Annotated in this window: 3 protein-coding genes and 1 pseudogene; 3 read left to right on the forward strand and 1 reads right to left on the reverse strand. The window is 61.0% G+C overall.

The genetic code is table 11. The features are described 5' to 3' along the window. The first annotated feature begins 573 nt into the window (after positions 1-573). From FHT29_RS14350 to FHT29_RS14360, 3 genes and pseudogenes are all read left to right on the forward strand, one after another. Entirely contained in the window at positions 574-9084 is an 8511-nt protein-coding gene (locus FHT29_RS14350; protein ID WP_047637671.1) for a glucoamylase family protein, read from the forward strand. 133 nt (positions 9085-9217) lie between these two features. After that, positions 9218-10393, forward strand: coding sequence for an OpgC domain-containing protein (gene opgC, locus FHT29_RS14355; RefSeq protein ID WP_246703042.1), 1176 nt, complete (start codon positions 9218-9220; stop codon positions 10391-10393). A 92-nt stretch (positions 10394-10485) separates the two neighbouring features. Further along, a pseudogene (locus tag FHT29_RS14360) lies at positions 10486-11165 on the forward strand (porin); the annotation flags it as partial. 389 nt (positions 11166-11554) lie between these two features. On the opposite strand, the gene FHT29_RS14365 reads toward FHT29_RS14360, so the two are convergent. Next, complete coding sequence (locus FHT29_RS14365; RefSeq protein WP_047554304.1) at positions 11555-13324, reverse strand: glucan ABC transporter ATP-binding protein/ permease; 1770 nt, start codon at positions 13322-13324, stop codon at positions 11555-11557. Between the last annotated feature and the right edge of the window lie 325 nt (positions 13325-13649).

Consider the following 13649-nt stretch of genomic DNA (forward strand, 5'->3'; position numbering starts at 1 on the left):
GGTGCGTCGCGCTTCCCAGGCTCGAAATGAGCGTGACTTTGTCGTCGCGGGATGGCGACGAGTAGGTTTTGCGGTGTCTCCGTTTCAGGCGGTAGCTCGCTTATGGTCAGCCAATCGGCCTTAATCGCTTCCGGAGCCGATGCGTCCCGAAAGGAATTTGCGAATCTTTTGAGGGGGTTCAGTTTAAGTTCATCTTCTGCGGGATATTGAGGGTTCAATATGCCGAACCATGCTGAATTTCCGCAATTGGATGAATCAGCCCAAGGAGAATGCCTCATGACCTTGATCGATTGTCGTTGACGTGTGCGGATCGCGGCCGGAACCATTTAGCCGCATATCCAGTTTCACGGACACTTCCTTTGGGATGATGGAAATCGCCATTATTCTCAAAAACCGCCCGTGAAAATCTTCGCCTCTATACGTTTGTTCTAAGCTGTCACCTCGAATTCATCCCCTTCGCCCGCCGGGAAGCGAAGCAAAAGGGTCCAGATGCGTGAATTCTTGTGTCAGGCAGGGCAAAAACGATAAAGGCGGCAATGCCACTCACTCTGTTTGGACCCAGAACCCGAATCCATGACATCTCAAAATCTCTCCACCGTTACGCCGCGCGATTCTGAAGCCAAGCAGATCGATCACAACGATGCGATCCGCGCGACCTATTTCTCCAACGAGCAGATACGGGAATGCGGCGCGACCTTCGCCCGCAATGGCGCCAACACCAAGCTGCCGGGCTTTGCACCGTTCGACTTCTTTGCGCGACACAAGGAGAACGAAAAAGAGATTCTGCGCGTCTATCGCTCGGCCAATGCCGATGTCGACGCCGGTGAATCGATCACGCCGGCCGCCGAATGGCTGCTCGACAACCACTACATCATCGAAGAAGCCATTCAGGAAGTCCGCCGCGATTTCCCGAAGAAATTCTACGATCAGCTGCAGACGATCACCCTCGGCGGCATGGTCATGCCGCGCACGATGGCGCTGGCCTGGCTCTATGTCGCCCATACGCACAGCACGGTTTCCGGTCCGGGCCTGCTGGCGCTGGTCGAAGGCTTCCAGTCGGTAGAGATGCTGAAGATCGGCGAGCTCTGGGCCGTTCCGTCGCTGGTGCGATATATTCTCGTCGACAATCTGCGCCGCATTTCGAGCCGCGTCGAGCAGAGCCGTCTCACGCGCAAAAAGGCCAATGCCGCCGTCGACGAGCTGATCCGCCTCAACGACGAGGCCAAGGTCGCCGAATTCCTGAAGACACTCGAGCCCTATACGTCGGACAATACCTTCGCCACGCAGTTCCTCTATCGCCTGCGCGACGGCTCGCACACTTCAGGCCTTGCCGTCACCTGGATGGAAAAGCGGCTGACCGAAGCCGGCACCGACGCCGAAAGCGTCATGATGGCCGAGCACAATCGGCTGTCATCAGGCAACGTGACGATGGGCAACATCATCAAGAGCCTGCGCCTGATCGACGACACAGACTGGTCGGTCTGGGTGGAAGACGTCAGTGCGGTCGACAAGCTGCTGTGGGACGAGACCGACTATGCCAAGCTCGATCCGGGCTCGCGCAACAGCTATCGCCGCCGCATTGAAAAGCTTGCGCGCCGTTCCGAAAAGACCGAAATGGAGATCGCCCAGGTCGCCATGGCGATGACCGCGGCGGCGACGGCGTCCGGCGAACATGAGCCGCATGAGCCGAATATCGGCGATTTCATCATAGGCCAGCAGACGGAGAAGCTGGAGAAGGCGATCGGCTATCGTCCGCCGATATCGACGAGCTTCGTGCGCCAGTGGCGCAAGCTCAACTGGCTGGCGATCGCGGCGCCGGTGCTGTTTCTCACCGCCGTGGTGCTAGGCGTCGTCGGCTATTACATGATCCAGGCCGGCATGGGCTGGGCTGAAACCGTCATCCTGCTGCTGATGTTCTCGCTGCCGGCCTCCGAGGGTGCGACCGGCCTCTTCAATTTCGTCGTCACCATGTATCTGACGCCGGCGCGCCTCGTCGGCTACGAATACAAGGAAGGCATTCCGGAAGAAGCCCGCACGCTTGTGGTCGTGCCGACCCTGATCGGCAATCGCGACAGCGTCGACGAGCTCGTCCGCAATCTCGAGGTTCACTACCTCGCCAATCCGCGCGGCGAAGTTTATTACGCGCTGCTCAGCGACTGGCCTGATAGCCAGGAGGAAGAGAGCGAGCGCGATCTGGAAATCCTGGACTACGCCCGCCGCGAAGTGGCCAATCTCGCAGCCCGCTACGACGAGGACGGCAAGCAGCGCTTTTACCTGCTGCATCGCCGCCGTCTCTATAATCCGGCCGAAGGCGCCTGGATGGGCTGGGAGCGCAAGCGCGGCAAGCTGCATGAGCTGAACATGCTCCTGCGCGGCGACCGCGACACCACCTTCCTGCCTGGCGCCAACACGGTGCCGAAGGATGTGCAATATGTCATGACGCTCGATTCCGATACGCGCCTGGTGCGCGATACGGTCACCAAGCTCGTCGGCAAGCTGCATCATCCGACCAACCGGCCCGTATTCGATCCCGACAGCAAGCGCGTCGTTCGCGGTTATGGCGTGCTGCAGCCGCGCGTCACCCCGTCGTTGACCACGGGCAAGGATGCGTCGGTGTTCCAGCGCGTTTTCTCGGTCAATCGCGGCCTCGACCCTTACGTCTTCGCCGTTTCCGACGTCTATCAGGATCTGGTCGAGGAAGGCACCTTCACCGGCAAGGGCCTCTATCATGTCGACGCCTTCGAGGCCTCGCTGAAGGGCAAGATCGAGGAGAACGCTGTTCTCAGCCACGACCTGCTCGAAGGCTCGATGGCGCGTTGCGCGCTGGTCACCGACTGCGAGCTCGTCGAGGACTTTCCGATCCGCTATGAAGTCGAAGTCTCGCGCCAGCATCGCTGGGCCCGCGGCGACTGGCAGCTCCTTCCCTATCTCTTCAATCCGAAGCGCGGCGTGACCGGCCTCGGCCGCTGGAAGATGGTGGACAATCTGCGTCGTTCGCTGACGCCGATCGCCTGGTTCTTCGCCTCCGTTCTCGGCTGGTATTTCATGGGACCGCTTGCCGCGCTTCTGTGGCAGATCCTGCTGATCTTCTGCCTGTTCGTGGCGCCGACGCTGTCGCTCATCAACGGCATCATCCCCCGCACCAGCGATATCATCGCGCGCGCCCATCTCTATACGGTCTGGACCGATATTCGCGCCGCCAATGCGCAAGTGGCGCTGCGCATCGTCTTCATCGCCGACGGCGCCTGCATCATGGCCGATGCCATCGGCCGCTCGCTCTATCGCGCCTTCGTCAGCCGCAAGCTGATGCTGCAATGGCGCACGGCCGCCAGCGCCCAGGCCGCCGCGCAGACGACGATCCTCGGCCATTATCGCGTCATGTGGCATGCGCCGGTGCTGGCGCTGCTGGCCCTCGCCTTCGCCTCGCTTTCCGGCGACAACGCCTTCTTCGTCGGCATTCCCTTTGCGCTGCTCTGGATGCTGTCGCCGGCGATCGCCTGGTATGTCAGCCAGTCGGCGGAAACCGAAGACAGGCTTGACGTGCCGGAAAGCGTCTCGGCCGAGCTGCGCAAGATCGCTCGCCGCACCTGGCGTTATTTCGATACGTTCGTGGTCGAGCAGCAGAACCATCTGCCGCCTGACAACGTGCAGCAGACCCCGAATGCGGTTGTGGCATCGCGCACCTCGCCGACCAATATCGGCGTCTATTTCCTGTCGATCATCTCCGCGCGTCATTTCGGCTGGATTTCCTTCGAGGAAACCATCGATCGCATGGAAAAGACCATGGCGACCGTCGAGAAGCTCGAAAAGTTCCGCGGGCACCTGTGCAACTGGTATCACACCGATACGCTGAAGCCGATGGGCGCGCGTTATGTCTCGGCTGTCGACAGCGGCAATTTCGCCGGTCATCTGATCGCTGTGTCCTCGGCCTGCCGCATCTGGGCGGAAGCGCCCTCGGCGCATATGCAGGGCAATCTCGACGGCATCGGCGACGTTGCCGGCATTCTCGCCGAGACGCTTGCCGAGCTCCCGGACGATCGCAAGACCGTGCGGCCTCTGCGCCGCCGCCTGGAAGAGCGCATCGCCGGCTTCCAGAACGCGCTCGTCGCCGTCAAGCGCGAGCATGAGTTCGCCTCCATCCGCGTCATCAACCTCTCGGTTCTGGCGCAGGATATCCAGAAGCTGGCGGGCAACCTCGATCATGAGGTCAAGTCTCCGCAGAGCGGCGAAGTGCTCACCTGGTCGCAAACGCTGGTGAAGGTCTGCGAAGGCCATATCGCCGACAGCATTTTCGATCTCGCCAACGTCGATTCGCTGCGCCAGCGCCTGACGAAGCTGCGCGACCGCATGCGGGAGATCGCCTTCGGCATGGAATTCGGCTTCCTCTATCGCCCGGAGCGGCGCCTGCTCTCCATCGGTTTCCGCGTCGAGACGAACGAACTCGATGCCGCCTGCTACGATCTGCTGGCTTCCGAAGCCCGCCTCACCAGCCTTTTCGCCATCGCCAAGGGCGATCTGCCGACCGAGCATTGGTATCGTCTCGGCCGTCAGGTCGTGCCTGTGGGGTCGCGCGGCGCGCTGGTATCCTGGTCGGGTTCGATGTTCGAATATCTGATGCCGCCGCTCGTCATGCAGGAGCGTCAGGGCGGTATCCTGAACCAGACGAACAATCTGATCGTCCAGGAACAGATGAACTATGCCAAGCGCCTCGGCACCGGCATCCCCTGGGGCATTTCGGAAGCGGCCTTCAATGCCCGCGACCACTATATGCACTACCAGTACACCAATTTCGGCGTGCCTTCGCTCGGCTTGAAGCGCGGCCTCGGCCAGAATGCCGTCATCGCGCCATATGCCTCGATCCTCGCCAGCCAGTATCGCCCGGCCGCCGCACTGGAGAATCTGCAGAAGTTGCGCAAGGTCGGCGCGCTCGGCATCTACGGCTTCCACGACGCCGTGGACTACACGCCGACCCGTGTTCCCGAGGGCAAGAAATGCGCTGTTGTCTACAACTACTATGCGCACCATCACGGCATGTCGATCGCCGCCATTGCCAACGTCGCCTTCAATGGCCGTCTGCGTGAACTCTTCCATGCCGATCCGGTGATCGAAGCTGCCGAACTGCTGCTGCAGGAAAAGGCTCCGCGCGATATTCCGGTCATGGCCGCCAAGCACGAGAGCGACCAGCCGGCCAACATCCAGGAAGATCTGCTGCGTCCGGAGATCCGCAAGATCGCCGATCCGGCCACGCAGGATCGCGAACTCGCCTTCCTGTCCAATGGTCACTACTCGGTCATGCTGACGGCGACCGGCGCCGGTTATTCACGCTGGAACAGCCTGTCGGTCTCGCGCTGGCGCCCGGATCCGACGGAAGACCGTTGGGGCACCTTCATCTTCCTGCGCGATACCGCTTCCGGCCAATGGTGGTCGGCAACCGCAGAGCCGCGCAGTGTCGAAGGCGAAAAGGTCAAGGTCACTTTCAGCGACGAAAAGGCTGAGTACAGCAAGACCGTGGGCGACCTCACCAGCGAGGTCGAGTGCATCGTTGCGACCGAACACGATGCCGAAGGCCGCCGCGTGACGCTGCTCAACATGGGCGCGGAGGATCGCTTCATCGAAGTCACCTCCTATCTCGAGCCGGCCATCGCCAGCGACGATGTCGATTCGGGTCATCCGGTCTTCGCGCGCATGTTCGTGCGCACCGAGATCGGCGGCAAGGGCGACATGATCCGGGCGGAGCGCAACAAGCGCGACTATAACGAGCCGGATATGTCGGTCGCCCATCTGGTCGTCGACAATGCCGGCTCCGAACGCCCGACGGAATTCGAGACGGACCGCCGCAAGTTCCTCGGCCGCGGCCGCACGCTTGCCGAAGCTGCGGCTTTCGATCCGGGCGCAACGCTCTCCGGTACGGACGGCTTCACCATGGACGCCTGCCTGTCGCTGCGTCGCGTCGTGCGCGTTCCGGCCGGCAAGAAGGTCAGCGTGATCTTCTGGACGATTGCAGCACCCAGCCGCGAGGACGTCGACAAGGCGGTCGACCGCTATCGCAATCCCGATACTTTCGGGGTCGAGCTCACGCAGGCCTGGACGCGCACGCAAATGCAGATGCGCCATGTCGGCGTCACCTCGCAGCAGGCGGCAGCCTTCCAGAAGCTTGCCCGCTACCTCGTCTATCCGGACATGCACCTGCGCGCCGACGGCGCCACCGTGCTGGCCGGTCTGCATTCGCAATCGGCGCTCTGGCCGGTGACCATATCGGGTGATTTCCCGATCTTCACCCTGCGCATCAACGACGACATCGATCTCGAAATCGCGAGAGAAGCGCTGAGTGCGGCGGACTATCTGCGCTCGCGCGGCATCAACGCCGATCTTGTCATCGTCAACGAACGCACCTCGGATCACGTCCAGGAAATGCAGAGCGAGTTGGATAAGCTCGTCGAGCACGTCCGTCACAATCAGGGCGACGGGCTGCGGCCGAATATCTTCTCGGTTCGCAAGGATCTGATCGAGAACGAGACCTACCAGCAGATCCTCGCGGCCTCGCGCGTGATCTTCCACGCACGAAACGGCAAGCTCGTCGACCAGATTGCCCGTGCGGCGACGCTGTTTGCCTCCTCGCAGTCCGACGGACCGGTGCCGGTCAATCGACTTGCAGTGCCGATGGCGCCGCAGAAGTCGGTCTTTGTTGCCGATGCGCTCGAAGCGCAGGACGATCTCGATTTCTGGAACGGCTATGGTGGTTTCGCCAAGGATGGCCGCGAATATGTCGTCCGGCTCGCCGGCGGACAATCGACGCCGCATCCGTGGATCAACGTCATCACCAACGAGCGTTTCGGCTTCCACGTGCCCGCCGAAGGCGGCGGCTTCACCTGGAGCCACAATTCGCGCGACTACCAGCTGACGCCCTGGACCAACGACATGGTCCTCAACCGCCCGGGCGAAGCGCTCTACGTGGCCGATCTCGATGGCAACAGGGTCATGACACCCTATGCGGGCCTGTCCCGTAACCCGAAGGTCCGGTACGAGACCCGTCACGGCCTTGGCTATTCCGTGTTCTCGAGCGAAGAGGATGGCGTGGCGCTGGAGCTGACCCAGACGGTCGATCGCGAGCGTCCGGTCAAGCTCTTCCGCCTGCGCCTCAGCAACAAGGGCACGGGCAGCCGGCGGCTGCGGGTCTACAATTATGCGGAATGGGTGCTCGGCATCAATCCGCACAAGACCAAGCCCTTCATCCTCTCGTCGCTGGACGAGGGGACGGGCGCGCTGTTTGCCAACAACCCCTACAGCATCGATTATTCCAAGCGGATCGCCTTCATGGCGGCAAGCGAGGCGCATTCGAGCTTCTCGGCAAGCCGCCGCGAATTCATCGGCCGCCATGGCACGGTGCAGTTGCCGGAGGCCGTCGTCTCCGGTGCGGCACTCTCCAATTCGACCGATCTGGACGGCGATCCCTGCGCAGCTCTTGCCTTCGATCTGACGATCGGGGCCGGCGAGCAGAAGGAGATCTGCTTCTATATGGGCGACACCGCTTCGCTCGAAGAGGCGCGTGCATTGGTGGCGGATATCCGCAAGGCCGACTTCGATGCGGTGCTTTCGGCGAACCGCGGTTTCTGGGATGATTTCACCGGCCGCGTGAAGATTTCGACGCCGGACAAGGCGATGAACAACATGATCAATGCCTGGCTGCCCTATCAAAGCCTCGGCTGCCGTATCATGTCGCGCACGGCCTTCTATCAGGCGTCGGGTGCCTTCGGCTTCCGCGATCAGCTGCAGGATACGCTGGCCTTCCTGATGCATGCGCCGGAACTTGCCCGCAAGCAGATCCTGAATGCGGCACAGCGCCAGTTCCGCGAGGGCGACGTGCAGCATTGGTGGCTGCCCGGCAGCGGCGCCGGCGTGCGCACGCATATCTCCGATGACGTCGTCTGGCTGGCCTATGCCATCAACCAGTACTGCACTGTCACTAACGACAGGTCGATCCTGGACGAGGAGCTTCCCTTCGTCGAGGGTGCTGCCCTGATGCCCGGCACACACGACGTCTTCTATCAGCCGACCGTCTCTGAGGACAAAGCCAGCGTCTACGAACATGCGGCCTTGGCGCTCGATCTCGCGATCAAGCGCAAGGGCGGCAACGGCCTGCCGCTGATCCTCGGCGGCGACTGGAACGACGGCATGAATCGCGTCGGCATCCAGGGTCGCGGCGAAAGCATCTGGCTCGGCTGGTTCCTGGCCGGTACCCTCACCGCCTTCCTGCCCTATGCGGAAGCTCGCGGCGACAAGGAGCGCGTCAAGCGCTGGTCGGATCATCTGCCGGAACTGCGCAAGGCGCTGGAAACGGCGGGCTGGGACGGCGGTCATTATCGCCGCGGCTATTTCGACGATGGCAGCCCGCTCGGCTCCAGCGAGAATTTCGAGTGCCAGATCGATTCGATCGCGCAGTCCTGGAACATTCTCTCCGGCGAAGGCGATAAGGCACGCGGCGAGAAGGCGATGAATGCCGTTCTCGACAAACTGGTGGACGACGACAACCGGATCATCCGGCTGTTCACGCCACCCTTCGCCAAGTCGGCGCGCGATCCGGGCTACATCAAGTCCTATCCGCCGGGCGTCCGTGAAAATGGCGGTCAGTATACGCATGCGGCCACCTGGGTCGTGATGGCACTGGCGGAAATGGACCGCGGCGATGACGCCTGGCATTGCTTCGACATGCTCAATCCGGTCAACCATGCACGCGATCGTGATCAGGCCGATACCTATCGTGTAGAGCCCTATGTCGTTGCCGCTGATATTTACGGTGAAGGTGAATTGACCGGCCGTGGCGGTTGGACCTGGTACACAGGATCGGCCGGCTGGCTGTATCGCGTAGCAATCGAAGGCATTCTTGGCATTCGTGTCAAAAACGGCAGACTGTATGTTAGGCCGGCGCTGCCTTCGACATGGGACGGCTTTGGGGCGGACCTCGAACTGCCGAGCGGAAAATACCGTATTTCCGTCTCAAAAGCGCCCGATGCTGAGGGATACTCGGTCACCATAAATGATAGGGCAATCGCCCATCCCGAAGAGGGCTACCCGATCGGACAGTAGTGCTTTCCGCACTGTTTTGCTTCGACGATCGGGGCCAAAGGGGGAACTCTTTGGCCCCGATCGCATTTGATTGTCGGAACAGGAGAGTTTGATGAACTCGAGGGTGAATATCGACGCGGCTGCGGCAAAACGAATGAGTTTGCCAAAGCCTGCGGCGATGCTGCGGGACACTCGGTTGGATGTCCTCAGGGCCTTGGCCCTGATCATGATCTTCATCAATCACGTGCCGGGGCAGTTCTTCGAGCAACTGACCACGAAAAACTTCGGCTTTTCCGATGGAGCGGAAGCTTTCGTTCTGATCTCCGGAATCTCCGTCGGCCTCGCCTATGGAACGAAGTTTCTTCCCGGCAATCGGCTGGCAATGATGTGGAAGGCGGTCAAGCGCGCCTTCACCCTTTATACCGCGCATATGATCACCACTTTCGTGACGCTGGTACTGTTCATCTGCGGCGCGTGGATCTTCCATCAGAAGGGCCTGTTGTGCGAGGTGAATATTCTCGCGCTGCTGATGGATCCGGGTCGTGGCATTCCGGCGCTGCTGACGCTCGGGCATCAGATCGGCTACAACAATATCCTGCCCATGTATGGCGCCCTGTTTCTGATGCTGCCGCTGATGATGCTGCTGGAGGCCAAAAATCCCCTGCTCCTGCTTCTCGTGTCCGCCAGCGTCTGGCTTGTTTCGGGCATCTATTACATCGCGCCGCACACGACACTGCTTGACGGATTCTGGTTCCTCAATCCGCTGTCCTGGCAGTTCCTCTTCGTCATCGGTTTCGTTGCAACCATGCATGTGAAGCGTGGCGGGCGGATCCTCGTTCATCCCGTGCTGATCGGGCTCGCTTCCGCCTATGTGCTCCTGTCCTTCATCTGGGTGACCGACAAGCTCTGGGTGATCGGCGATTATCTTGCGACATTCGGCCTGCCGACAGTCGTCACCGGCTTCGACAAGACGTTCCTGTCGCTGCCGCGATTGCTGCATGTGCTGGCGCTGGCCTATCTGATCATCAGCATACCGTCCTTATCAGCGCTGCTGGGGCGCTCGGCGAACCATCCGTTAACGATCCTCGGGCGGCATTCGCTCAGCATCTTCGTTGCGGGCACGATCCTTGCCATGGCCGGCCAGGTCCTTCTCTATGTGACCAACAAGAGCCCTACCGTCGGCGCGATCTATGTCGTCATCGGTATCGCCGCACAGTTCGCCTATGCCTATCATCTCGAGCACAAGCGGCTTCAGGTGGCTGGCCAACGTCCTGTGAAAGCGCCGGCCGCAGCGATTGCAATGCCCCTGCATTTCGGAAAACGCCGCTGAACGTTTTGTAGAGGCGCGCTTTATGCGCGGCTCAATTGTCTGATTTTTCTTCATAACTTTGTTTGTGATACTTTCGCGAAAGAAGTGTGACCGACTCGCAGTACAATTATTACATGGGCTATGCCGGCAACGTCATCAACGACGACGTCATCTATGACGGCCCGAAGGAACTCAATCAGCTCACCTACAAGTACGATGCCGGCAACGGCTTCACGGTCATTATCTCGCTGGAAGATTCCAACTCCTCGGGCGACACCTCGTCCTATGGCGGCGCATGGCAGACCGGCAAGGGCAACCACTATGCTCCGGACGTCGTCCTCGGCGCTGGCTACACAACGGGTGCGTGGTCGCCGAGAGTCATCGGCGGCTATGATTCCGTCGTTGAGGAAGGTGTCGTCAAGGCCCGTATCGACGCCGGCTTCGGTGCCTTCAAGGCCTTCCTCATGGGTGGCTGGAATACGGACGGCGACAAGCTGAACAAGTATGCAGGCTCCTACCTCAACAGCAACCGTTCCGCCTGCCCGACCAACGGCGCGGATTGCGGCTGGGCGATTGGCCTTCTGGACCGGCGCCAGAGCTATCAGCTGACCCCGAAGCTGCAGGTCAATGCCCAGGTGGCCTACACCGCTCGAAGATCTTCGCCGCTACCGCAAACGTCGCCTGGCGTCCGGTCAAGGATCTGCTGATCGAGCCGGAAGTCTCCTATACCGATTGGGATGCCGCCGACCGCGACCAGTGGGCCGGCGTACTCCGCTTTGAGCGCAAGTTCTGATCCGATCTCGGTTGGGCGCCGATGTTAACTCCTGGTAGCGCCCAACCGAATTGACCTCCGATCAGAAACGCAGAAAGGCTCGGTTTTCCCGCCGGGCCTTTCTTTGTTTCTGGTTGGCTGTGGCTTCTGGATGTAGGTGTCCCCGCAGGCGGGGAGAGGGGATCTGTTCGTGTTTGCGGCACCTGTGGACGGGGGAAAAGGTGCTGACTTTGTTGCGGTAAGCTCCCTCTCCCCGTTTCAACGGGGAGAAGAGGGTTGGGGTGAGAGGCCAGGCGCAGATTGCGGTGGCATCGCGCTTGCCTGACAAACGTCGTCCGGCCGGAAGTTCGGCAGCAAAAAGCCGGGAGAGCAGTGCTCTCCCGGCTTCGATCTTGGGCCCCTTGCGAATATCAGGCGGCTTCGTGTTCCGTCGTGTGCGCCTTGCGGACTTCCTCGTCCGTCAGGATGCCGCTGGCGCGCAGCAGGGCGGCAAAGCGACCGTTACTCTGGCTGAGCTCGTTGAAGCTGCCGTTCTCGATGACGCGGCCGTTGTCGAGGAAGAGGACGATATCGGCCTCGCGTACCGTCGACAGACGGTGGGCGATGATGAAGGTCGTGCGGTTCTGGCGCAGGTTGTCGATCGCCGCCTTGACCCTGTTCTCCGTTTCGACGTCGAGCGCGCTCGTGGCTTCGTCGAGCACGAGGATCGGTGCGTCCTTCAGGATGGCGCGAGCGATCGCGATACGCTGGCGCTCGCCACCGGAAAGCTTGTTGCCACGCTCGCCGACACGGGTTTCGTAGCCGCTCTCGCGGGTCTCGATGAAGTCGTTGGCGGCAGCCGCCTGGGCAGCGCGGATCATCTCTTCCTGGGTCGCGCCTTCACGGCCGAGGCGGATGTTGTCGCTGATCGAGCGGTTCAGCAGCCCGGCGTCCTGGAAGACGGTGGCGATGTAGCGGCGCAGCGACCGGCGCGTCACCTTGGTGATGTCCTGGCCATCGACCAGGATCTGGCCGCCCTGCGGGTCGAAGACGCGCTGCAGCAGGTTGACGAGCGTCGTCTTGCCGGCGCCGGTCGGACCGACGATGGCAACGGTCTGGCCGGCCTTCACCTTGAAGGAGATGTCGTGCAGGCCCTGGGAGGTGCTTGCAAAGCCGAAGGAAACGTTGCGGAACTCGACTTCGCCCTTCACGTCCTTGATTTCGGCCAGGCCAGCCGGCTCTTCGCGTTCGCGAACCGAATCTTCCAGCGTATAGAAGTCAATCAGCTTGGCGCGTGCCTCGAAAATCTGGTTGGCGAAGTTGCGCAACTGTTCCAGACGGCCGATCAGCACGTTGGCGAAGGCGATGAAGGTGATCAGCGCGCCAAGGCTCAGGCTGCCGTCCTGGACGAGCACGGTGCCGATCATCAAGATCGCCATCATGGCAACGGTCGACGCAGTGCGGTTCAGCGCGCCGGCAAGCGCCCACCAGTCGAGAACCGGATACTGGGCGGCAAGCAGACGTTCGGTGAACGACTTCAGCGCCTTGGTCTCGGCTTCGATGCGGTTGTAGCTATGCAGCACCGAAACGTTGCTGATCGAGTCGCTGACATGCGAGAAGACCGTGTTATAGTGGCTTTCGACCGAAGTCTGGCCGTCCTTCGTGCGGTTCATGACCATCTGGCCGATGACCCAGTAGAAGATACCGAGCAGGATGAGCACTGCCGAGAGGCGCAGGTCCATAGCCATGGCAGTCGGGACCATGACGACGAGCGCTACGGCCGTCGTCAGGTGGTTGCGCATGAATTCGAGCCACAGACCGAACAGCGCTTCGCAGGCGCGCAGCAGCGTGTTCAGCGCACTCGCCGTGCCGCGCTGGCTGTGCCAGGAGAGCGGCATGGAAATGATGCGGCTGAAGGCCTCGGTCAACAAGGATGCGCGGCGTCCATGCGCGAGACGATCCGCCTCGCGGGACACGACGATGAAGGCGACAGCGCTGAAGACGGCAAAGCCGGCCCACAGCATCATGGTCGGCGTCACTGCCTGTTTCTTGGCAATGGCGTCGAAGATGCGGCCGAACAGAACCGGTTCGTAAATGGTCGTCATCGCCAACGCGATGTTTGCGATCACGACCATCCAGACGCGGTAGCGATACGCGCCAAGATACTTCAGGGCTCTTGCATAGACTTTGAACAGCGACACGTTGGGCACCCTCTGTGCATAAGCAGAACTAGGAATGTTGCGATGCTACATATCGCTACCTGAACCGGCGATTAACGGAATCCAACGCTGTTTTTTCACGGGAATTTTCACGTGCCGCGCGCACTCGCGCGAAGGTGACGCTATCGGTCGCCGCAGAAATGTGACAATTTGAGAATGGTTTCGCCACCACGCTGTTGCGTCGTGCAAATACATCCATTCCAGGTTGAAAGATAAAAATTTCGCCAAAGGCGTTCAATTTTATGCCGAGCTGAGTATGTTGCCGGCGATCGAGCGGGTTGCGGACTTAAGCGGATATCGACCGCAA

This window comes from Rhizobium sp. SG741 (genome assembly GCF_012275435.1).
Lineage (GTDB): Bacteria > Pseudomonadota > Alphaproteobacteria > Rhizobiales > Rhizobiaceae > Rhizobium > Rhizobium lusitanum.